The 20373-nt window shown below is 72.1% G+C and carries 21 protein-coding genes; 14 read left to right on the forward strand and 7 right to left on the reverse strand.

The genetic code is table 11. The features are described from left to right. The first annotated feature begins 78 nt into the window (after nucleotides 1-78). On the forward strand, nucleotides 79-1140 hold the full coding sequence (locus ACWEJ6_RS23820) for a hypothetical protein (protein ID WP_452426204.1): 1062 nt from the start codon (nucleotides 79-81) through the stop codon (nucleotides 1138-1140). A gap of 157 nt (nucleotides 1141-1297) precedes the next feature. Here the strand turns inward: ACWEJ6_RS23820 and ACWEJ6_RS23825 are convergent, their stop codons facing one another. From ACWEJ6_RS23825 to ACWEJ6_RS23835, 3 genes are all read right to left on the reverse strand, one after another. Further along, a complete protein-coding gene (locus tag ACWEJ6_RS23825) occupies nucleotides 1298-1540 on the reverse strand; it encodes a hypothetical protein (RefSeq protein ID WP_352322973.1) in 243 nt (80 codons plus the stop codon). 138 nt (nucleotides 1541-1678) lie between these two features. After that, nucleotides 1679-2431 carry a GntR family transcriptional regulator gene (locus tag ACWEJ6_RS23830; RefSeq protein ID WP_358291615.1) on the reverse strand — a complete coding sequence of 251 codons (753 nt, stop codon included), beginning with the start codon at nucleotides 2429-2431 and terminating at the stop codon, nucleotides 1679-1681. A 153-nt stretch (nucleotides 2432-2584) separates the two neighbouring features. Continuing rightward, on the reverse strand, nucleotides 2585-3067 hold the full coding sequence (locus ACWEJ6_RS23835; protein ID WP_452426207.1) for a VanZ family protein: 483 nt from the start codon (nucleotides 3065-3067) through the stop codon (nucleotides 2585-2587). Between the two features lie 258 nt (nucleotides 3068-3325). Between ACWEJ6_RS23835 and ACWEJ6_RS23840 the strand changes: the two genes are divergently transcribed. The 8 genes from ACWEJ6_RS23840 (at nucleotide 3326) to ACWEJ6_RS23875 (ending at nucleotide 10959) form a co-directional block, all read left to right on the forward strand. Beyond that, the gene (locus ACWEJ6_RS23840; protein ID WP_452426209.1) at nucleotides 3326-4735 is read left to right on the forward strand and encodes an aldehyde dehydrogenase family protein; all 1410 of its coding nucleotides are present in this window, start codon (nucleotides 3326-3328) and stop codon (nucleotides 4733-4735) included. Further along, on the forward strand, nucleotides 4728-5525 hold the full coding sequence (locus ACWEJ6_RS23845; RefSeq protein ID WP_387671474.1) for a 2-keto-4-pentenoate hydratase: 798 nt from the start codon (nucleotides 4728-4730) through the stop codon (nucleotides 5523-5525). The genes ACWEJ6_RS23840 and ACWEJ6_RS23845 overlap by 8 nt, the downstream gene beginning before the upstream one ends. Beyond that, nucleotides 5522-5947 (forward strand): RidA family protein, encoded by a 426-nt coding sequence (locus ACWEJ6_RS23850; RefSeq protein ID WP_452426212.1) that lies wholly within the window; start codon nucleotides 5522-5524, stop codon nucleotides 5945-5947. The genes ACWEJ6_RS23845 and ACWEJ6_RS23850 overlap by 4 nt, the downstream gene beginning before the upstream one ends. Beyond that, nucleotides 5944-6459 carry a 3-hydroxyanthranilate 3,4-dioxygenase gene (locus ACWEJ6_RS23855; RefSeq protein WP_352358647.1) on the forward strand — a complete coding sequence of 172 codons (516 nt, stop codon included), beginning with the start codon at nucleotides 5944-5946 and terminating at the stop codon, nucleotides 6457-6459. The genes ACWEJ6_RS23850 and ACWEJ6_RS23855 overlap by 4 nt, the downstream gene beginning before the upstream one ends. Before the next feature lie 65 nt (nucleotides 6460-6524). Beyond that, nucleotides 6525-7619 carry an ABC transporter substrate-binding protein gene (locus ACWEJ6_RS23860; RefSeq protein ID WP_452426214.1) on the forward strand — a complete coding sequence of 365 codons (1095 nt, stop codon included), beginning with the start codon at nucleotides 6525-6527 and terminating at the stop codon, nucleotides 7617-7619. A 12-nt stretch (nucleotides 7620-7631) separates the two neighbouring features. Then, a complete protein-coding gene (gene kynU, locus ACWEJ6_RS23865; RefSeq protein WP_452426216.1) occupies nucleotides 7632-8828 on the forward strand; it encodes a kynureninase in 1197 nt (398 codons plus the stop codon). A 122-nt stretch (nucleotides 8829-8950) separates the two neighbouring features. Further along, nucleotides 8951-10138, forward strand: coding sequence for a serine hydrolase domain-containing protein (locus ACWEJ6_RS23870; RefSeq protein WP_452426218.1), 1188 nt, complete (start codon nucleotides 8951-8953; stop codon nucleotides 10136-10138). Between the two features lie 212 nt (nucleotides 10139-10350). Next, nucleotides 10351-10959, forward strand: coding sequence for a LysE family translocator (locus ACWEJ6_RS23875; RefSeq protein WP_352322983.1), 609 nt, complete (start codon nucleotides 10351-10353; stop codon nucleotides 10957-10959). Here the strand turns inward: ACWEJ6_RS23875 and ACWEJ6_RS23880 are convergent. Continuing rightward, nucleotides 10939-11313 carry an MmcQ/YjbR family DNA-binding protein gene (locus tag ACWEJ6_RS23880; RefSeq protein ID WP_352322984.1) on the reverse strand — a complete coding sequence of 125 codons (375 nt, stop codon included), beginning with the start codon at nucleotides 11311-11313 and terminating at the stop codon, nucleotides 10939-10941. The two genes, ACWEJ6_RS23875 and ACWEJ6_RS23880, sit on opposite strands and share 21 nt — an antisense overlap. Nucleotides 11314-11345: 32 nt before the next feature. Next, the gene (locus ACWEJ6_RS23885; protein ID WP_452426221.1) at nucleotides 11346-12392 is read right to left on the reverse strand and encodes a DUF2293 domain-containing protein; all 1047 of its coding nucleotides are present in this window, start codon (nucleotides 12390-12392) and stop codon (nucleotides 11346-11348) included. A 107-nt stretch (nucleotides 12393-12499) separates the two neighbouring features. Between ACWEJ6_RS23885 and ACWEJ6_RS23890 the strand changes: the two genes are divergently transcribed. Next, nucleotides 12500-13303, forward strand: a complete 804-nt coding sequence (locus ACWEJ6_RS23890; RefSeq protein WP_452426223.1) for an FKBP-type peptidyl-prolyl cis-trans isomerase — start codon at nucleotides 12500-12502, stop codon at nucleotides 13301-13303. Between the two features lie 6 nt (nucleotides 13304-13309). Here ACWEJ6_RS23890 and ACWEJ6_RS23895 read toward each other — a convergent pair whose 3' ends face one another. Continuing rightward, the gene (locus ACWEJ6_RS23895) at nucleotides 13310-14218 is read right to left on the reverse strand and encodes a M23 family metallopeptidase (RefSeq protein ID WP_397155489.1); all 909 of its coding nucleotides are present in this window, start codon (nucleotides 14216-14218) and stop codon (nucleotides 13310-13312) included. Nucleotides 14219-14333: 115 nt separating this feature from the next. Between ACWEJ6_RS23895 and ACWEJ6_RS23900 the strand changes: the two genes are divergently transcribed. After that, nucleotides 14334-17015: a BTAD domain-containing putative transcriptional regulator gene (locus ACWEJ6_RS23900; RefSeq protein WP_452426225.1), complete on the forward strand. Its 2682-nt coding sequence runs from the start codon at nucleotides 14334-14336 to the stop codon at nucleotides 17013-17015. A gap of 8 nt (nucleotides 17016-17023) precedes the next feature. Here the strand turns inward: ACWEJ6_RS23900 and mads6 are convergent, their stop codons facing one another. Next, nucleotides 17024-18370 carry a methylation-associated defense system protein kinase MAD6 gene (mads6, locus tag ACWEJ6_RS23905; RefSeq protein WP_387671456.1) on the reverse strand — a complete coding sequence of 449 codons (1347 nt, stop codon included), beginning with the start codon at nucleotides 18368-18370 and terminating at the stop codon, nucleotides 17024-17026. A 61-nt stretch (nucleotides 18371-18431) separates the two neighbouring features. Here mads6 and ACWEJ6_RS23910 point away from each other — a divergent pair, with 61 nt between their 5' ends. The 3 genes from ACWEJ6_RS23910 (at nucleotide 18432) to ACWEJ6_RS23920 (ending at nucleotide 20351) form a co-directional block, all read left to right on the forward strand. Then, on the forward strand, nucleotides 18432-19049 hold the full coding sequence (locus ACWEJ6_RS23910) for a DJ-1/PfpI family protein (protein WP_452426228.1): 618 nt from the start codon (nucleotides 18432-18434) through the stop codon (nucleotides 19047-19049). A gap of 92 nt (nucleotides 19050-19141) precedes the next feature. Then, entirely contained in the window at nucleotides 19142-19579 is a 438-nt protein-coding gene (locus ACWEJ6_RS23915; protein WP_387671453.1) for a MarR family winged helix-turn-helix transcriptional regulator, read from the forward strand. 505 nt (nucleotides 19580-20084) lie between these two features. Then, nucleotides 20085-20351: a hypothetical protein gene (locus ACWEJ6_RS23920; protein ID WP_352322992.1), complete on the forward strand. Its 267-nt coding sequence runs from the start codon at nucleotides 20085-20087 to the stop codon at nucleotides 20349-20351. The last annotated feature ends 22 nt before the right edge of the window (nucleotides 20352-20373 follow it).

Here is a 20373-nt window from a genome sequence, read left to right on the forward strand (position 1 = left end):
CGTTTCCTGACGTCTCGTCGTCAGACCCTCACAACCCGCAGTTTTCCCCCGCCTCACGCAAACCCTTAGGTAACCCCCATGACAAACCAGCACGAGAGCATTCCCGATCTGATGCAAGAGGACACCTTCGAAGTCGTGATGCGCGGCTACAACCGCCGGCAGGTGCACGACTACATGATCCGTACCCGGAACCAGGTCCGGGATCTGGAAGAGCGGCTGGCACGGGCGATCGACCAGGCGGAGCAGGGCCGGGTCGAGCTGGCGGAGGCCAGGCGGCGGATGGTCGAGGCGCCCCAGAGCTACGAGGACCTCAGCCCGAGGCTCGCGCAGATCCTCAAGCTGGGCGAGGAGGAGGCCGCGGCCAAGCGCGCCGACGCGGAGGCCGAGGCGACCGCCGTGCGGGAGAGCGCCAGGGCCGAGGCGGAGCGGCTGGTGACGACGTCGCGCGAGACGTCCGACAAGATGCTGACCTCGGCGCAGGCGGAGGCCGAGCGGCGGGTGGCCGAGGCCACGCAGGCGGCCGAGCGCATGCTGGCCCAGGCGGGCGCGGACGCCGAGGAGCAGCTCGGGTCGGCCCGCAGCGAGGCCGAGGGCCTGCTGCGCGACGCGCACGCCGAGGCCGAGCGGGTGCTCGGCGGGGCGCAGGCCGAGGCGGAGCGCATGATGGCGGCCGCCCACGCGCAGGCCGAGCAGCTGGTGGCGGGGGCGCACGCGGAGGCCGAGTCGATGCTGGCGGCGGCGCGTCAGCGCACGGCCTCGCTCGACGAGCACGCCGGGCGCCGGGTGGAGTACCTGACCAACACCCACACCGAGGTCGTGCGGCGGCTGACCGAGATCGGCTCGGTGCTCGGCGACCTCATGCGCACCGAGGCGGCGGCCGGGCAGCTCGTGCCGGAGTCGGCGCTGCCGCCCGCGCCGGTCGCCGCCCAGCAGCCGGTGGCGGCTCAGCAGCCGGTGGCCGTCCCGGCGCCCGCGCCGGAGCCCGCCATCGAGGCCGCGCCGGCTCCGCAGCCGGCCCCGCAGCAGTCCGTGCAGGACGACGTGCGGGTCATCGTCGAGGAGGACGAGGAGAAGCCGAGGGAGAGCGTCTCCGACGACACCGACGTGCACATCCTGCGGCTGGGCGAGTACCACACCTAGAGGATGAAGGGGCGGGGAGCGGAAGCCCCCGCCCCCGATAGGGTCGGAGACTTCCGCGTTCGTGGCCCCGTTGGGGGCCCGGTGCCGGGGCCGCCGAGACGCTGGACCCGGCACCGGGCTGCTCGCGTGCGAGCCGCGGAACGCTCCACGGCCCGCGTCAGGGAGGAGCGGGGCCGGCCCACCAGCGGGGCTGCCGGCCGGTCCGTTCCTCCTGGTCCCGGAGCTGGTCGCGCAGGCCGTCCGGGTCGTCCGCGTCGATGGTCATCGCACATCCGGCCGCACGCTGCGCCGCGTCGAGCGGATGGTGCCGCGTGGCCCACCAGCGGCCCGCGTCGCTCCGCCAGATGGTCCACCTGGGGTACTCCCGGGCGATCTCGGCAAGATGCCGGTCAACGGACATCCGCGCACCTCTCCCGGGCCCCAGGCGAAGGTTCCATCTCCTGTACGGTTCCATCTCCTTAGAAGATGAGGGACCTCTCTAGAGAAATCAATGATCGTGACGGACAGGTCAACCTATCGCTTGACAGATCGGGTTGAACTAGGCGTCGAAGTCGTACTGGAGTACGTATGCCGCCGAGTCCAGGACCATCTCGTTGAGCTCGACGGGTCTGCCGCCCGCCGTGTACGCGGTGCGGGCGATGACGATGACGGGGGTTCCGCCGGGCAGGTCGAGCAGCCCGGTCTCGCGGGGGCCGGGCATGCGGGCCCGCACCTCCTCGGTGAAGTGGGCCGGGGGCAGGCCCAGGTCGCCGAGTCTGGCGTAGACGCCGCCCGGCCCGGTGTCGGGCAGGGTGATGGCGCTGCCCTGGACCAGGCGGGCGGGGAAGGAGGAGGTCGCCAGTTGCACGGGCCGGCCGTCCACGGAGTAGCGGCGCCGACGCACCCATACCTCGCCGCTCTCCAGGACGCCCGCCACCTCCTCCGACGCGCGCTCCAGCACCACCTCCACCTGGTCCACGGTGAAGGGACGGCCCCGGGTGTCGGCGTCCCAGATGGCACGCCCCTGACCCCACTGCTCTCGTGACAGGCGGCGCGAGCCGTGTCTGCGGATCGGTTTGAACAGGCGCACGTAGACCCCCGAACCTCGTTTGGGCACCGCCAGCCCTTCGTTGATCAGTACGGCAAGCGCCTGCCTGGCGGTGGCGCGTGCGATTGCGTAGTCGGCCATGAGCGCGTTCTCGCCCGGTAGGCGGTCCCCGTCGCGCAGTTCGCCGGACAGGATCCGGGCGCGGAGGCCGTCGGCGATGCGGCGATAAATAGGGGGCTCGTGGGGTACCGGGGATTCAGACACGTTTCGATCACCCTCTGTCACCAACCAGGTTGTGGCGTCTCCAGAGAACTTGCCCCGTCTTGTCCACGATCGCACAGATACAGAGGTTGGTCCCGAGCTTCTTTTGAGCTGATCGTGCCTGTGTGATGAATGCGAGGACGTTTATGCAGACCGTTATCGTGGAACGGTCCCGGCCGCTATTCGCGGGGCCCACCAGCGGCGAGTAACCGCCGCGGCGAGCACCGCGCCCGCGGTGTTCATGATCACGTCGTCCACGGAGGAGAACCGGCCCAGTCGCAGGGCGTACTGGAGGAACTCGACCGTGACCGAAAAGGCCGCCGCGACGGCCGCAACCCGGCCGTAGGAGGCCATCGCGGCGGTCCGTACGGGCAGCAGGGCGCCCAGCGCGGCGAACACCAGCAGATTGCCCCCGACCTGCACCGTCACCGTCTCCCACGAGGCTCCGGCGAGATCGGCGAGGTCCGTGAACGGGACGAGGCCGACCCCCGACCGGCCGGTGGACGGCGTGAGGATCATCCAGATCCACGGCGCGGTCCCCACGACGACGCCGACGTCGGCGAGCGAGGTGCGCAGGGGCGCCGGATGCCCGGCGCGGGCCCGGCGGCGGGCGAGCAGGGTGATCACCAGGAAGGCCACTGGAAGCGCAAAAACCCCAGCGATAATGATATTTCCCCACAATTCCCATGTGCGCGCCATTTGGTCATCATCCCGGGCCGCCGAGGGGTACCGGAAGATGTCTGTATGGACAGGTCCGCCAGGGGCCGGCCGAGGGGTGGCTCAGTGTCACCGGCGCCACCGAGCCCTGACGGGCCCGCGCGGTTCCCGCCCCCGCCGGACTGTTGTCTCACCGTCGCCCGACGATCTATACCGGGAGTGAGGCTAGAGGAGGCTGCTGTGCTGACCCATTTCATCGGCGGGCTGCCGGTGGCGGCGGGCAATGCGTTCCCGGTCCACGACCCGGTGACGGGCGGGGTGATCAGGCAGGTGCACGAGGCCGATCCGGAGGTGGTCGACCGGGCGGTGCGCGCGGCCAGGGAGGCGGCGCGCGACTGGGCGGGGCTGCCGGTGGCCGAGCGGGCCGGATGGCTGCGCCGCCTCGCCGAGGGCATCGAGGTCCGCTTCGACGACCTGGTCACGGCCGAGATCGCCGACACCGGCAAGCCGCTCGGCCAGACCCGCACGCTCGACGTGCCGCGCGGCATCGCGAACTTCCGCGCGTTCGCCGAGATCGCCTCCCAGCGCCCCGACGACGCCTTCCACCTCGCCGGCGTGCTCAGCTACACCGTGCGCAGGCCGCTCGGCGTGGTCGCCGTGATCGTGCCGTGGAACCTGCCGTTCCTGCTCATGACGTGGAAGCTGGCCCCCGCCCTCGTCGCCGGCAACACCGTGGTCGTCAAGCCGTCGGAGCACACGCCCGGCTCGGCCGCGGTCTTCGCCGAGATCTGCGCCGAGGCCGGCCTGCCCCCGGGCGTGGTCAACATCATCTTCGGGCACGGCCCGGCGGGCCAGCTCCTCGTCGAGCACCCGGGCGTGGACGGCGTGACGTTCACCGGCTCGACCGCGACCGGGACGCAGATCATGAAGACCGCCGCCGACCGGGTCAAGCCGATCTCGTTCGAGCTGGGCGGCAAGAACGCCGGCCTGATCTTCGAGGACTGCGACCTGGGCCGGGCCGTCGAGGGCACGGTGAAGTCGGTCTTCACCAACGGCGGCCAGGTGTGCCTGTGCACCGAGCGGCTCTACGTCGAGCGGCCGATCTTCGAGGACTTCTGCGGCCTGCTGGCCTCGCGCGCCCAGGAGGTCGAGCCGCAGCCGATGATCTCGGCGGGGCATCGGGAGAAGGTGTTGTCCTACTACGCCCTGGCCCGCTCGGAGGGGGCCAAGGTGCTCACGGGGGGCGGCGTCCCGACGTTCGGCGACCACCGCGATTCCGGATATTTCGTGGAACCAACGGTAATGACAGGGTTGTCAGAGTGGTCCCGTTTCAATCGAGAGGAGATCTTCGGTCCCGTGTGCCACGTGGCTCCTTTCGACAGCGAGGCCGAGGCGATCGACCTGGCCAACAGCAGCGAGTACGGCTTGGCCGCCACCGTCTGGACCACCAACCTCGATCGCGCCCATCGCGTGGCCCAGCGCCTGGAGGCGGGGCTGGTCTGGGTCAACACCTGGTACCTGCGCGACCTGCGCACCCCGTTCGGCGGCGTGAAGCTGTCGGGCATCGGCAGGGAGGGCGGCACGCAGTCGCTCGACTTCTACTCCGAGCCCACCACGATCACCATCAAACTGGAGCAACCCGATGCATGACGAATGGTCCCTGGCCGTCGACACCCGGGGTCAGGCCGCCGAGCGGCTCGTCGAGGCCGCGCGTACCGGCAAGCCCTGCGCGCCGCTCAGGGATCTCATCACCACGGTCACCGACGCCTACGCGGTGCAGGACATCAACACGCGGCGGGCGCTGGCGGAGGGCCGGCGGCCGGTCGGCCGGAAGATCGGCGCCACCAACCCGCTGCTGCAGCGGAAGTTCGGCATCGACCAGCCCGACCACGGCATGCTCTTCGCCGACATGGCCGAGCTCGACGGCCGGCCCATCAAGGTGCAGCGGTTCCTGCAGCCGCGCGCCGAGGCCGAGGTCGCGCTCGTGTTCGGCAAGGACCTGACCGAGGGGCCGTTCACGCTGGTGGACGTGATCAGGGCGGTGGAGTTCGCGCTGCCCGCCATCGAGATCGCCGACTCGCGCATCGCCGACTGGGACATCACGATCACCGACACGGTCGCCGACAACGCCTCCTCCGGCGCGTACGTCCTGGGCGCCACGCCGAAGCGGCTGACCGACCTCGACCTCGGCGCGGCCGCGATGACGATGACCCGCGACGGCGAGGAGGTCTCGGCCGGGTCCGGAGCCGCGTGCATGGGCAACCCGCTGAACGCGGCCCTCTGGCTGGCCGGCGCGCTGGCCGCCACCGGCCACCCGCTGCGCGCCGGGGACGTCGTCCTGACCGGCGCGCTCGGCCCGGTCGTGCCGGTCGAGGCGGGGAACGTGTTCGAGGCCAGGATCGAGGGGCTCGGATCGGTGCGGGCGGTGTTCGGCACGTGAGCCGCGAGGCCATCCGCGTCCCCGGCAAGGCCGTGCCCCGGGGACGGTTCCCGCACGTCAAGCGCGCGGGCGACTTCCTGTACGTCTCCGGCACCAGCTCCCGCAGGCCCGACGGCACCTTCGCGGGCGCCCGCGCCGACCGGTTCGGCGTCACCGACCTGGACATCCGCGCCCAGACGCGGGCGGTCATCGAGAACATCGGTGACCTGCTCACGGCCGCCGGAAGCTCGCTCGCGGATCTCGTACAGATCACCACGTACCTGGTAAACATGAACGACTTCAAGGGCTACAACGAGGTGTACGCCGAATTCTTCGACGAGGAGGGTCCGACCAGGACCACGGTGGCGGTGCACCAGCTCCCGCACCCGCACCTGCTCATCGAGATGCAGGCCGTCGCCCACCATCCACAGGAGCGACCATGATTCCCCCCATTGACTTCACCAAGTGGATCGACGAGCACGCCCACCTGCTCAAGCCGCCGGTCGGCAACAAGGTGGTCTTCGAGGGGGCCGGCGACTTCATCGTGATGGTGGTCGGCGGGCCCAACTCCAGGACCGACTTCCACGTCGATCCGTACGAGGAGCTGTTCTACCAGGTGCGCGGCAACATGCACGTCAACGTGGTGACCGAGAACGGCCCCGAGACCGTGCACGTCCGGGAGGGGCAGATGTGGCTGCTGCCGGCGCGCATGCCGCACTCGCCGCAGCGCCCGGAGGCCGGGTCCGTCGGGCTGGTGGTGGAGCGCGTCCGGCCCGAGGGGGAACTGGAGAAGTTCCAGTGGTACTGCGCGGAATGCGGCGCCAAGGTCCACGAGGTCGAGCTCCAGGTGCGCGACATCGTCAAGGACCTGCCGCCGGTCTTCGAGGCGTTCTACGGCGACGAGAAGGCCCGCACGTGTGACCGGTGCGGCGCGCTGCACCCCGGCAAGGGCTAGCTGGCCACCGACGCCCGCGCGCCGCGCGTGCCCGGGGCGTCGGGCGAGGGCTGAAGGGGGCTCCCATGCGCGTTGCCGTGCTGGGGCTGGTCGCGCTGATGGTCGCCGGCTGCGGCGGCTCGGTGCCCCTCGCCGCGGACGACGAGCCCGTACGGGTCGGCGCGATCATCTCGCAGACCGGCGTGTACGCCGCCCTCGGCGACGACATGGAGACCGCCATGCGGCTCTACCTGGACGACCACCACGGCCTGCTCGGCGGCCGGCCGGCCCGGCTGGTCGTGGCCGACGACGCCGGCAGCCCGGAGATCGGCGCGGAGCAGGCCAGGAAGCTGATCGACGGCGGGGCCGACGTGCTCACCGGCCTGCTCGCCTCCCCGGTCGCCGTCTCGGTGGTCAAGGAGGCGGCCGGCACCCCGGTGGTGATCGCGAACGCGGGCGCCGACCAGCTCGGCGGGCCCGGCGTCTTCCGGGTGTCCTACACCAACCGCGCCCACGGCTACGCGGCCGGCCGGTACGCCGCCGAGCACTACGCCGGCCAGGACGTGGTGCTCATGGCCTCCGACTACTCCGCGGGCGCCGAGACCCTGACCGGCTTCGCCGAGGGATACGGCGCCGGGCCGCTCAAGCGCATCCTGACGCCGTTCGGCGGGCAGGCCGACCTGGAGCCGTACCTGGCGCGCATACCGCGCGAGGCGCGGCTTCTGTACGCCTTCTACGCGGGCGGGGAGGCGGTCGCGTTCGTCAAGGCGTTCAAGCGGTTCGGCTACGATGCCAGGATCAAGCTGCTGGCCTGCCAGAACCTGGCCGACGAGGACGTCCTGCGCGCGGTCGGCCGGGACGCCGAGGGCATGGTCAGCGTCGGGCTCTGGTCGCCCGCGCTGCGGAACCCGGCCAACGCCGCGTTCGTGGCGGGGTGGCGGGCGCGCACCGGGCGGAACCCGTCCGCGGTCGCGCTGCAGAGCTGGGACGCGATGCGGCTGATCGACCGGGCGGCGGCCGCCGGCGGCGACCTGACGAGGGCGCTGGCCGGGGTGGAAGAGCTGGGCGGCCCACGAGGATCGCTCCGCCTGGACGCGGCCCACAATCCGGTGCAGAACTGGTACGTCCGCGAGTACCAGAATGGTGTAAACCGGATAATCGCCACCATCTCGCCCCCGTAAGGAGCACAACCGGTGCTGGACCGCGACGCCTGCCTCGCCCTCGACGCCGAAGATCCGCTGCGGCCGTTCAAGGACGAGTTCGTCCTGCCCGAAGGGGTCGTCTACCTCGTGGGCAACTCGCTCGGCGCGATGCCCCGCCGCGCCGCGGAACGGGTGCGCCGCACGGTCGAGGACGAGTGGGGCGGCCAGCTGGTCGGCGGCTGGAACGCGGCCGGCTGGTACGACCAGCCGCTGACCGCCGGCGACCGGCTCGCGCCGCTGATCGGGGCCGGCCCCGGCCAGGTCGTCGTGGGCAACACCACCACGATCGCCGCCTACCAGGCGCTGGCCGCCGCCGTACGGCTGTGCCCCGGCCGCAAGGTGATCGTCTCCGACCCGCGGAACTTCCCCACCGACCACTACATCGCCCAGGGCCTGGCCCGGCTGCTCGGCGACTACGAGGTGCGCGACTACGCCGAGGGCCGGTTCGACGACGCGGCCGTCGTGCTGCTGTCGGAGGTGGACTACCGCACCGGCGCCCGGCGGCCCGTGCCCTCGGTGACCGCCCAGGTCCAGGCGGCCGGGGCGCTCATGGTCTGGGACGTGTGCCACAGCGTGGGCGCCATGGAGGTGGACGTGTCGCAGGCCGACTTCGCGGTCGGGTGCACGTACAAGTACCTCAACGCCGGACCCGGCGCGCCCGCCTTCCTCTACGTCAACCCGCGCCACCACGCCACCGCCGAGAACGTGCTGTCCGGCTGGCACGGCCACGCCGAGCCGTTCGCCTTCGAGACCGGCTACCGCCCGGCCGAGGGCATCCGGCGCTTCGCGGTCAGCACGCCGCACGTGGTGTCCTTCGCCGCGCTGGAGGCGGCCCTGGACATCTGGGAGCGGGTGCCGATGGCGCAGGTGCGGGCCAAGAGCGTCGCCCTGACCTCGCTCTTCGTCGACCTGGTCGGCGACGCGCTCAAGCTGGTCTCGCCCGCCGAGCCGGACTCGCGCGGCAGCCAGGTCTGCTTCCACCACCCCGACGGCTACCCGGTCATGCGGGCCCTCATCGACCGGGGGGTGCACGGCGACTTCCGCGCGCCGGACGTCCTGAGGTTCGGCTTCGCGCCGCTCTACATCGGCTACGCCGACGTCCACGACGCGGCCACCACGCTGCTGGAGGTGCTGGACAAGGAGCTGTGGCGGGACGAGCGGTACGCCCGGCGGCTCGCGGTCACCTGATCGGGCGAGTCCCCTCCCTCCTGAGAGCGAGCCGGAAGATCGCCGTCGTCGGCGATCCGCCGCCAGGGGGTCCCCGGCCAGGATTGTCCCATCGAAAGCCGATGTGACCTGGAGAGATCCCCATGAAGCGCACCCGTCTCGCCGCCGCCGTCCTGGCCCTGTCCGCCCTGTCCGCCGTGACCGTGAGCGCCCCCGCCCATGCGGAGGTGGTCTCCCACAGCGCCGCCGTCCAGGTGCCGCCGATCAACGAGACCGCGCTGCGCAAGAGCATCGCCGGGCTGCCCGCGGCGGACGCCACCGCGGCCGAGGTCAGGGTCAGCGGCTCGGCCGGCTCCTGGCACGGCGTCTCCGGCGTGACCGATCTGCGCGGGAAGCACCCGGCCAGGGAGGGGGCCAGGTTCCGGGCGGGCAGCGTGACCAAGGTGCTCACCACGGCGGTCGTGCTCCAGCTGGTGGCCGAGGGCAAGGTCTCCCTCGACCGCACGGTCCAGGACTACCTGCCGGGGCTGCTGCCCGCCGACTACCCGCCGGTCAAGCTGGCCCAGGTGCTCAACCACACCAGCGGCCTGCCCGCGCCGAAGTCGGAGGGCGGCTTCGAGCGGGTCTACGCCGACCGCTTCAAGACGATCACCCCGCGCGAGTACGTCCGCCAGGCCGTGCTCAACCCGATCGAGTTCACCCCCGGGACCAAGCAGCACTACCTCAACATCAACACCTTCGTCGAGGGCCTGGTGATCGAGAAGGTCACCGGCAGGTCGTACGAGCAGGAGGTCGGCGCCCGGATCCTGCGTCCGGCCGGCATGAACCAGAGCTACTTCCCCGGCAGGTCCGTCAAGATCCACGGCCGGCACAACCAGGGCTACCAGGTCGTCCCCAAGGGCTTCCCCGACTCCTTCCCCTACGGCGGCGCGTACGTCGTGGACGTCACCGAGATGGAGGTCACCTCCACCTGGGCCTCGGGCGACCTCATCACCACCGCCGCCGACCTGGAGAAGTTCACCAAGGCGCTGTTCGGCGGCCGGCTCGTGCCCGCCGAGCAGCTGAAGCCGATGTTCGCCGTGCCGAAGGTGACCATGTACGGCACCGACGACGAGCCGGCCCACTACACCTCGGGCCTGACCGAGCTGGTGCTGCCCGGCGGCATCGTCGCGTACGGCAAGACCGGCGCCCGCTACGGCAGCTCCACCGGCATCGGCGCCACCCAGGACCTGAGCCGCGTCGTGGTCTACTCGCTCAACTCCACCGACGCCAAGGCCCAGGGCCAGAACGAACGCGGCCTCGGCATCGCACTGGCGGCCTTCGCCGAATAGAGGCGGGCCGCGCCGGGCAGATCAGGGACCTCGCGGTGGCTTTCGTCACAGAGGTCCCTTATCGCCTTTCCTGGCGTGTTTCGGCAAACTGATCCAGATATCATGGCCGGTGCCCACAAGGCACTGACGATGTTCGCCCGCGTGACCGTGCGACCTCCGCACACCCGGCGGGTCGGGCGGGAGCGCGCCCCCAGCTCCGGGAGACCCCCGCCATGCTGCTGACCTTCGCGGTCACGACGCTGATCATGATCATGATCCCCGGCCCCGACGCGGCCCTGATCATGCGCAACTCCCTCGCCCACGGCCGCGTGGCCGGCCTGCTGACCATGCTCGGCGGCCTGCTGGGCCTGTCCGTGCACGCCGCGGCCGCCGCGGTCGGCCTGTCGGCGCTGCTGGCCGCCTCGCCCACCGCCTTCACCGTGGTGCGCGCCCTCGGCATCTGCTACCTGCTCTGGCTCGGGGTGCACGCCCTGCTGTCGAGCCGGAACCGGGCCAAGGCCGTGGAGGGCGCCGCGCCCCCGACCGGCTCGCCGCTCGTGCACGTGCGCAGGGGGCTGCTGTCGAACCTGCTCAACCCCAAGGTGCTGCTGCTCTTCGTGACCTGGCTGCCGCAGTTCCTGCCCGGCCACGGCGACACCCTGGGACGGGCCCTGCTGCTGTCGGGGATCATCGCCGTGCTGTACGTGCTCTGGTTCAGCCTCTACAACGTGATCATCGACCGGGTGAGCGCGCTGCTGCGCAGGCCGCGGGTGCGGGCCAGGGTCGAGCGGGTGACCGGCGTGCTGCTGGTCGCCTTCGCGCTACGGCTGGCCGTCCAGTAGCTTGACCGCCCGCTTCGGGGCGATGGTCCGGTAGCTCTCCTCGACCCAGTCGAGCAGCACGTCGGTCTCGGGCAGCGCCGACAGGAACGGCACGGTCACCCAGCCGGCCCTGCCCAGGCCGTACCCGCTGGGGGCCGCGCCCTCGACGGTCAGCGCGTGGCCGTGCGCCTCCGACAGCAGCTTCACGCCGAACGTCGGGGCCCACTTCTCCGTCTGCTCGTCCAGGCCGAGGAACAGGAAGACCTTCTTGTTGACCTTGATGACCGTCTCGCCCCACGGATGGTCCTCGTGGGTCTCGGGCAGCCCCAGCGCGAAGGCCCGCAGTTCCGCACGTACGGTGTGCCAGTCGTCCATGCATGGACGGTACCGAAGGCGGGCCCGCGCGGTCATCGGGGCGGTCGCCGGAACTCCGTGAGCCTGGCCTCGATGGCGTCCCTGATCCGGTCCCTGGCCTCCATCCGGGGGACGCCGGACATGAGCAGGCGGTCGTAGTCGGTGTCGAGATGCCGGACCGACGCGATCACCGCCAGCGTGATGGCGTTCTCGTCGAGGGCCCTGGCCGCCGCCGTCCTGCCCACCCGGCCGCTGCCGCGCCGGCCGGCGTGCTCGGCGATCTCGCGGGCCCGCTCGGCCGGGCAGCCCGGGAACAGCCGGGCGATCTCGGCCGCCATCGCCGTCTGGAAGGCGACGTCCTGCTCGGCTCTGCGCACCTGGTCGCGCTCGCGGCGGCGCAGCCGCGCCTCCTCGTCGGCCAGGCAGCGCTCCTCGGCCGCGGCCAGCGCGGCCTCCTCGACCAGCACGCCCTGGCGCTGGTAGACCTTGCGCCGCCGGTTGTACCGGACGACCACCGCCGACAGCCCGCTCTCCTGCTTGGCCCGCCGGCTGAGCGCCGCGTTCCCCGCCGGCAGGAACACCAGGTGGTCCAGGTCGGCGCAGCTCAGGCAGTGGGGCCGGTCGTCCTCCATGATTAGGTACGGCCCGGTGTCGCCGCAGGACGCGCACGTCCACGGGTCCTCGGAGACCACGGCCACCAGGTCGGGGGCCTTGCTCTGCCGCTCGGTGAGCCGCCGCACCCGGGCCTCGCTCAGATCGGGCGAGAGCCAGTGGACGCGGAAGGCGTCCTGCCCGTGGCCGGAGGTGAAGCGCAGGTCGCGCCGGTCGCGGGTGCCGGCCACGTACGGCGTCTCCACCGGCCGCAGCCCCTTGGCCAGCGCCCATTCCCGCAGCAGCCCGGCCGTGACGAGCAGCCGCTCCTCGTCGACCGCGGCCAGTTCGGCCAGCGTGCCGGCGCGGCCCTGCCGCCAGAGGTCCACGTGCCGGGACCGCAGCCAGCGCAACCCCGTGACGACGTCGATGAACGTCACGTAGTGGCGGGTGGTCAACGCGATCTCGGCTGCTTCTGCGACCCTGCGGGCCAGGTTGGGCTTGCTCACGCGGTCCAGTCTCCCGCGCCCTTTGTCGTGAGATGGCGAGACCCGCAGCTTTCCTTTTGGCGATCGCGGCAAGTAACCCCTTCGGATCTGGCATCTTGGGGGAAATCGTGCGCCTGCTCTGGCCTGCCGTACTCATGCTGGCCACCTCGTGTGGCGTCGCCGAGGACGGCTCGCAGCCCGTCGTGACGGGCGCGTTCGGCAGCAAGCCCGTCGTCGCCATACCTCGGGGGAAGCCGGGGCGCACGCCGCGGATCACGGTGCTCTCCGTGGGCAACGGCCGGCGTACGGTCCCGGGGGACGTCGTGCTCGCCGACGTGGACATCCGGCGATGGTCGGGAAACCAGCCGTATCTCAGCACCTACGACGGCAACCAGCCCACCACGGTCGTCTTCGACGGCAGGCAGGTCTCCGAGACCTGGCGGGCCTCGCTCATCGGCAGGCCGGCCGGCAGCCGGGTGATGCTGGTCAGCCCGGCCTCCGAGGCTCTGGGCCCGAACGTGCCGCTGACCGGCGTCTCGCCGGCCGACACGCTGGTGGTGGTCTTCGACATCCTCGGCGGCTACCCGCCCGACGCGCGGCTCGTCGGGCGGGCGTTGCCGGCGATCCCGTCCGACCTGCGGCCGGACTCCCCGCCCCGGACCCTCATCGACGGTTCGGGACGGGACGTCACGGCCGGTTCCAAGGTGGTCATCCAGTACGTGGCCGCGTCCTGGCCGTCCCGCACGGTGGTGGACTCGTCCTACCGGAAGGGCGGTCCCAGCGCCTTCACGCTCAGGCCCGGCTCGGTGCCGCCCGCCTGGCTGGAGGCGCTGGTCGGCAGCCAGGTCGGCAGCCGGCTGGCCGTGGGCTCCCCGGGGGACAGGCCCATGCTGTACGTGATCGACGTCCTCGACACGATCACGCCTGCCTGAGCCGCCTCAGCCGCAGTGCTCGAACGGGCTGTCGTAGGCCGAGGCGCCGGCCTTGCCGCCCCACTTGACGCACGTGTTCGCGGCGGCGGCGTAGACCGGACCGGCGTAGTACCCGTAGTTGCCGGAGTCGGTCTTCCTGGTACTGCCCTGCACCTCCAGGTAGGCGGTCGTCGCGGTCGCCGTGCCGAGCGACTTCGCCTTCATGGTGACCACGCAGTTGTTGCCGTTGGAGCCGTTGTAGAGCAGGTAGACGGTCCCGTCGGTGCCGAGCCCGGCCGAGTCGATCACGTCGTAGCCGGCGCCGCACGCCTCCTGCGGCGTGTACGGGTTGCTGGACCCGCCGCAGTTCTTCGAGCTCAGCGTCTGCACCGGGTAGCCGAAGGTGACGCCGTTGAAGACGGCCTTCTGGATGTTCGACGGGTAGCTGGTGCCCAGGCGCACCTCGTAGTGCAGGTGGGGGCTGATGTTGTTGCCCGGCTTGCTGGTGTTGCCGACCGTGCCGACCTGCTGGCCCTGCGAGACGGACTGGCCGGCGCTGACCAGCCGGGTGTTCAGGTGGGCGTAGTAGGTGGACCAGCCGCCGCCGTGGTCGATCTTGACGAGGTTGCCGTAGCCGTTGGTCGAGCCCTGGTGCGCCGAGATCACCACCGTTCCCGAGGCGGCGGCCACGACCGGGTCGCCGAGGTCGGCGTCGGCGGTGCTGCCCCTGTTGAAGTCGATCTCCCACGACTGGTGGGCGCTGCTCGCGCTGGAGTTGCCGGTCCAGGTCTGGCCGCAGGGGAACGGCATCTGGAAGTTCGTCGCGAGGAGCTGCGCCTGCGCGGACTCCGGCTCCGGGTCGGCGAAGGCGGGGGTCGTCGTGCCGAGGCCGAATAACAATGCCAGGCCGGCGACCATTGATCGGCTGAGCTTCATGGGGTGATCCTTTCCAGTGGGATCTGTGACACCAGAGTCCGCATTGGCCGCACAAGAATCATCCAGAACCGATACAAAGAGCTGTCAGATCTCCCGTAAAGGGGCTGATGCTGTCATGACGGTCACCTTCCACGTCCTCGGCCCGCTGGAGATCCGCTCCGCCGGCCGTCCCCTACGGATCTCCGGCGGCAAACCCCGCATGCTGCTGGCCACGTTGCTGCTGGAGGCGGGGCAGGTGGTCGGCGCCGACCGGCTCGCCGAGGTGCTCTGGCCGGGGCGCCCGCCGCGTTCGGCGCTGGCCAACGTGCGCACCTACGTCAGCTCGCTGCGGTCCCAGCTCGGCCCGGTCGGCCTGCGCGCCGCCGGGGCCGGCTACACCATCGACGTCGCCGACGGCGCGCTCGACCTGCGCCTGTTCGAGGAGCTGGCCCGTCGCGGCGAGTACGGCGCGGCCCTCGCGCTCTGGCGCGGCGCGCCGCTGAGCGACCTGCCGGGCAGCCCGGTCTGGGACCGCCGGATCGAGCACCTCCACCGGCTGCGGCTGCGGGCCGCCGAGTCGCTGATCGAGCGGCGTCTCAAGGCCGGCGACCACGACGGCGCCGCCGACGAGCTGCGCGGCCTGCTGGTCGAGCATCCCTACCGGGAGGACCTGTGGGGCCGGCTGCTGCTCGCCCTGCACCGCGGGGGCCGCAAGGCCGAGGCGCTGCGCACGTACGCGGCGGTCCGCGACCAGCTCGTGGACGAGCTCGGCGTCGAGCCGGGGGCCGAGCTGCGCGGCGCGTACGAGCTGATCCTGGCCGACGAGGGCCGGGCGGCGCCGGCCGTGCCCCGGCAGCTCCCGCCCGATCTGCCGGACTTCATCGGCCGGGCCGCCCCCCTGGCCGCGCTGGCCGGGACGTTCTCGGTCGCGGTGATCTCCGGCCCGCCCGGCGTGGGGAAGTCGGCCCTGGCCGTGCACGCCGCCCACCGCCTGCGCCCGGCCTTCCCCGCCGGGCAGCTCTACCTGGAGCTCGGCGGCAGGGCGCCGGGCGAGCTGCTGGCCGAGGCGCTGCGGGCGCTCGGCGTGACCGGCGCGCCCCCGACGCCCGGCGAGCGGTCGGCGCTGCTGCGGTCGCTGCTGGCCGAACGCCCGATGCTGGTCCTGCTGGACGACGCCCGCGACGCCGCCCAGGTACGCCCGCTGCTCCCCGGCAACGACAGCGCCGTGATCGTGACCACCAGGCGGCGGATCACCGAGCTGCCCGGCGCGCTGCGCGTCGAGCTCGGCGAACTGTCGCCGGAGGAGTCGCTGGCGCTGCTCGGCGGCGTCGCCGGGGCCGGGCGGGTGGCCCGCGAACCGGCCGACGCCCTGGCCGTCGTCACGCTGTGCGGCGGGTCGCCCCTGGCGGTCAGGGCCGCCGGAGCCCGGCTGGCGGCCCGGCCCGGCTGGTCGCTGTCGGTGCTGCGCGAGCGGCTTGAGGAGGACTGGCTGGCCGAGCTGAAGGAGGTGCGGGCCTGCCTCGACGCCGGGTACCGCAGGCTGCCCGCGGAGGCGGCCCGTACCCTGAGCGCGCTCGGCGTCCTCGGGCCCGCCGCCGGGGCGCAGCCGGGCTGGGTGGTGGACGCGGCACTCGGCCGCCACGGCGCCCACGACGTCACCGACCTGCTCGTGGACGCCCACCTGCTGGACCCGGTCGGCACCGACGACGTGGGCCAGCCGCGCTACCGCGTGCCCGACCTCGTCGGCAGGCACGCCCGCGACCGCGGCCACGACCGCGGCGCGCTGGCCAGGGTGCTGGCGGCCTGGACGGCCACCACCGAGCACGCCATGGCCCGCCTGCCCACCACCGTCTTCAGCCTCACCGCGGCCAGGGCGGCCAGGTGGCGGCTGCCCGCGCGCACGCTCGACCGGCTCACCGCCGACCCGATCACCTGGTTCGAGTCGGAGCACGAGGCGCTGGCCGGAGCCGTGGACCTGGCCGCCGAGCTGGGCCTGGCCGAGTCTGCCTGGGGGCTGGCCGCCGCCATGGTGCCCTACCTCGACCTGCACTGCCACCTCGGCACCTGGCGCCGTACGCACACCGCCGCCCTGGCCGCCGCCCGCGCCGCCGGCGACCGGTACGGCGAGGCCGCCATGCTCAGGGGCCTGGCCCAGGTCAGCCTCTACCAGGACCGGTACGACGAGTCCGCCGAGGGCTTCACCCTCTCCCGCCAGATATTTCACGAAATAGGAGACGTCAGGGCCGAGGCGACCTCGGTCTGCGGGCTCGGCGCCGTGAACCAGTTCCGCGGCCGGCACCTCCAGTCGCTCGGGTACCTGCGCCGGGCGCTGGCCATGTTCGTCGCCTCCGAGGACCGGCACGGCGAGGCGTTCGCCCGGCAGGCCATCGGCCGGGCCTGCCTGACCTCCGGCGACCTCGTCCAGGCGGCGGAGTCGCTGGGCGAGGCCATGCGGCTGGCCCAGGAGCTGGGGGACGCCCACCGCGAGGGCTGCGTGTGCCTCCAGATGGGCCGGCTGCACCAGGCGATGTCGTTCCACCGGCACGCCCTGGAGATCTTCGAGTCGCTCGGCGACCGCCACTGCGGGGCGTACGCGCTGCAGAGCCTCGCGGGCCTCCAGGCGGCGCGCGGCGACCTGACCCGCGCCTCGACCGGCCTCGAACGCTCGCTGGAGGTCTTCCAGGAGCTCGGCGACCGCAGCGGCGAGGCGTCGGCCACCCAGCTGCTCGGCGAGCTGCACCGCTCGGCCGGGCGCACCGGCCTGGCCCTCGACTACCTCAGGCACGCCAGCGCCCTGCGCCGCAGCCTCCCGGCCTGAGGAGGACGTCAGGGACCGGAGACCAGGCGGCGGACCAGCCGCCGCAGCCGCGACTGCTGCAACGGCACGCCCTGCAGCGCGTCGAGCGCCTCGGCGGCGCTCGGCCGCTTGGCCGGGGAGTGGTCGAGCATCCGGCGCACGACCTCGGGGACGTCGGGGCCGTGGGCGTCGGAGCTGGTCGGGAGCTGCCCGGTGAGCAGCTGGTAGGCGATGGCCCCGGCCGCGTAGACGTCGGACGCGGTGGTCATCCGGTCGGGACGCTCCTGGCACTCGGGCGCCACGTAATGGGCGTCGAGCACGTTGCCCAGCTCGTGGGCGACCGTGTAGTTGCGCGGCCCCGGCTTGGCGTAGTCGAAGCCGGTCAGCACCGCGTGCCCGTCGTCGGTGACCAGCACGCACCCGGGCGTGAGCGCCCGGTGGACGACGCCGTTGGCGTGCGCGTGCGCGAGCCCGCGCAGCAGGTCCTGGATCACGCCCAGCCGGGCCCCCTTGCCCAGCGACAGGTGCAGCGCCTCGCCGTGGACGTCGTCGAGCACCAGCACGAACCGGCTCTCGTCGTCGATGGCGAAGAAGTCGCGCGAGCGCACGACGCACGGATGGGGCGGGATGCGGGCCAGCGACTGGTAGGCGTTGGCGATGCGCTGGCGCTCGGCGGCCCGCGCCTCGTGGTCGGCCAGCGGGTCGGCCTGGTAGACCCGCAGCAGCACGGTCTCGCTGCCCGGCAGCGTGGCGTTGAACGCGCGGTATTCGGTGACCTTGGCGTCGCCGCCGAGCTGCTCCTCGACCTCCCAGTTGCCGAACCTGGGCGGCGCGGTGCTGCGGCGCACGGTGTGGTTGAGCGCGTCGAGCACCGCCGTCAGGTAGGGGCGCACGTCGGGGCTGCACCCCCGTCTGACCCGCGAGACGTCGCCCAGCGTGGCCACCAGGCCGGGCAGGTCGGTGACGTTGGGGGCGTCGCGGCCGGCCTGGTCGACCAGCTCGGCGTCGGGCGAGGTGAGCACGACCAGGCTGTCGACGTAGACGCGTTCGAGCTGGGTGGCCCTGGACACCAGCAGACCCTTGAGCGCCTTGGCGGTGCCCCGCAGCTTGGTCACCGGAGAGCCGAACGCCTCCCGGCGCGGCGGGTACCAGCGGGTGCCGGACACCTCGATGCGGCCGCGGGTGCCCTTGACGTCGACGACCACGAGCGAGTGGGCGGTCAGCACGAGCAGGTCGACCTCGAACACGTCGTCGCCGCGCGGGACCTCGACGTTGTGCAGCAGCAGCCAGTCGGCGGGGGCGTGGTCGCGCAAGTAGGAGATCACGCGCCGTTCGGCGTCGTTGACCGGCCGTCCTCCGCCGACGATCTGTGCCATGGCGCCTATCCTCGCACGGTTCTCCATTGACAACATGCTGTCGAAATGACAGTATGTTGTCATGAAGGGAATCATTCACCACGCCGTCTACGACACCTTCGCCGACTGGGAGACCGGGCACGCGACCGCCCATCTGCGCAGCGAGCGCTTCCAGCGCGAGCCGGGGGCGTACGAGATCGTCAACGTCGGCCTGACCGGCGAGCCCGTCGTCAGCATGGGCGGCCTGCGGGTCACCCCGGGACTCGCGCTCGACCGGCTCACGCCCGAGGGCAGCTCGCTGCTCATCCTGCCGGGGGCCGACCTGTGGGACGCGGGTGACGAGCTGGCGCCGTTCGCCCGCAAGGCGCGCGAGTTCCTGGAGGCGGGGGTGCCGGTGGCGGCCATCTGCGGCGCCACGGCCGGCCTCGCCCGCGAGGGCCTGCTCGACGACCGCGGCCACACCAGCGCGGCGCTGCCGTACCTGGGGGCCCAGCAGGGCTACGCCGGAGCCGGGCGCTACCAGGAGACGGACGCCGTGCTCGACGGCGACCTCGTCACCGCCGGCCCGACCGAGCCCGTCGCCTTCGCCCGGGAGATCTTCCGCCGGCTCGACGTCTACCGGCCCGACGTCCTCGACGCCTGGTACCGCCTGTTCGGCAAGAGCGACGCCTCGGCGTTCGAGGTGCTGATGGCCGCATGACCCCCGGCGGCAGCCCCGACCCCGGAGACCCCCTTGTCCGCCGCGACGGGAGCGGTGGCGGGCGAGGTGGGAGCGGTGACGGCGGTGAGAGCGTGGCGGCGGAGCTGCTGTCCGGTCTGGCCCTGGCGTCGTTCCGGCTCAACGGCCAGTTCCTGCACGTGGCGGAGGAGCTGGCCAAGCCGGCGGGCATGACGGCGGCCTGGTGGCAGGTGCTGGGCGCCGTCCTGGGGGAGCCGCTGCCGGTGGCGGGGATCGCCCGGGTGATGGGCATGACCCGCCAGGGTGTGCAGCGCATCGCGGACCTGCTGGTGGAGAGGGGCCTGGCCGAATACCGGCCCAACCCCGCCCACCGCCGCGCCAAGCTCCTCCAGCCGACGGAGGCGGGCCGCGAGGCGATCGCCGGGATCGTCCCCGGCCACCGCGAGTTCGCCGACCGCCTGGTGGACGTGCTCGGCCTCGACGCCGCCCGCGAGTCCCTGACCGCCCTCCACCGCCTGACCGCCGCCCTCGACCACCTGATCACCCCCTGACCCGCCTCTCCCCCCTCGCGTCCCGCCCCCTCCCTGTCCTTTGACGGGAGGGGGCGGTTTTGGTTCGGGGGCGTTCTCGCAGGTCAGCGGGACATCTGGCGCGGCCGTCGTCCGGTAATAGCGGAACGGCACCTCCGAGGCGATCACCTGGATAACCACTCACCTGGTCGCCAAATTCGCCGAACTCGGGCCCCGGCGTCGTAGGTCGTTCCTCAAGTTTCGGGTGATCGTTGCCTGAACGGCAGGGCACGAACGCCCCAACATCGCCGCCGGAAGGCCAAAAGAATCCCGTTCACCGGGCAGCCCGGCCGGGATATATGCAGTGCCCCGTCGATGAGCGCGGAAACCGAGTGCCAAGAAATCGAGGCGTCCCCTTGACCTTCGTTAGGGCATTCCGAGTTGCGATTTTCGCTGCCTGCCGCGATGGTTATTTGCGGCACCTCACAGCCCTGCACAAACGACCATGGCGCACAAATTCAGCGCCGATCCATGGAGGAAAGCAAACATGATCCGTCGCATTCTGGCCGGTGCAGCTATCGCGGTCACCGCTCTCGGCTTCTCCGCCTCCGCCGCGTCCGCGGACGTCGGCCCCAACCCGTACAACAACGGGCAGAGCATCCTGAGCCAGCTGAGCATCCTCGACGACCTGACGGCGCTGAACGATGTCGCCAACGACTCCATCAAGTACATCGACATCCTCACCCTGCTGCACCTGAACGACATCGAGGCCAACGTCCTCAACAACCAGGACAAGTACGGCGACAACAACTGAGCCTCCTCGCGTGGCGTAGGCA

The sequence above is a fragment of the Nonomuraea sp. NPDC004702 genome (genome assembly GCF_053601695.1).

Bases quoted from the DNA above. Each gene is read 5' to 3' on its own strand.
- ACWEJ6_RS23820 (WP_452426204.1), top strand. From the start codon at position 79: ATGACAAACCAGCACGAGAGCATTCCCGATCTGATGCAAGAGGACACC.
- ACWEJ6_RS23825 (WP_352322973.1), bottom strand. From the start codon at position 1,540: ATGTCCGTTGACCGGCATCTTGCCGAGATCGCCCGGGAGTACCCCAGG.
- ACWEJ6_RS23845 (WP_387671474.1), top strand. From the start codon at position 4,728: ATGCATGACGAATGGTCCCTGGCCGTCGACACCCGGGGTCAGGCCGCC.
- ACWEJ6_RS23855 (WP_352358647.1), top strand. From the start codon at position 5,944: ATGATTCCCCCCATTGACTTCACCAAGTGGATCGACGAGCACGCCCAC.
- ACWEJ6_RS23860 (WP_452426214.1), top strand. From the start codon at position 6,525: ATGCGCGTTGCCGTGCTGGGGCTGGTCGCGCTGATGGTCGCCGGCTGC.
- ACWEJ6_RS23870 (WP_452426218.1), top strand. From the start codon at position 8,951: ATGAAGCGCACCCGTCTCGCCGCCGCCGTCCTGGCCCTGTCCGCCCTG.
- ACWEJ6_RS23875 (WP_352322983.1), top strand. From the start codon at position 10,351: ATGCTGCTGACCTTCGCGGTCACGACGCTGATCATGATCATGATCCCC.
- ACWEJ6_RS23880 (WP_352322984.1), bottom strand. From the start codon at position 11,313: ATGGACGACTGGCACACCGTACGTGCGGAACTGCGGGCCTTCGCGCTG.
- ACWEJ6_RS23895 (WP_397155489.1), bottom strand. From the start codon at position 14,218: ATGAAGCTCAGCCGATCAATGGTCGCCGGCCTGGCATTGTTATTCGGC.
- ACWEJ6_RS23900 (WP_452426225.1), top strand. From the start codon at position 14,334: ATGACGGTCACCTTCCACGTCCTCGGCCCGCTGGAGATCCGCTCCGCC.
- mads6 (WP_387671456.1), bottom strand. From the start codon at position 18,370: ATGGCACAGATCGTCGGCGGAGGACGGCCGGTCAACGACGCCGAACGG.
- ACWEJ6_RS23910 (WP_452426228.1), top strand. From the start codon at position 18,432: ATGAAGGGAATCATTCACCACGCCGTCTACGACACCTTCGCCGACTGG.
- ACWEJ6_RS23920 (WP_352322992.1), top strand. From the start codon at position 20,085: ATGATCCGTCGCATTCTGGCCGGTGCAGCTATCGCGGTCACCGCTCTC.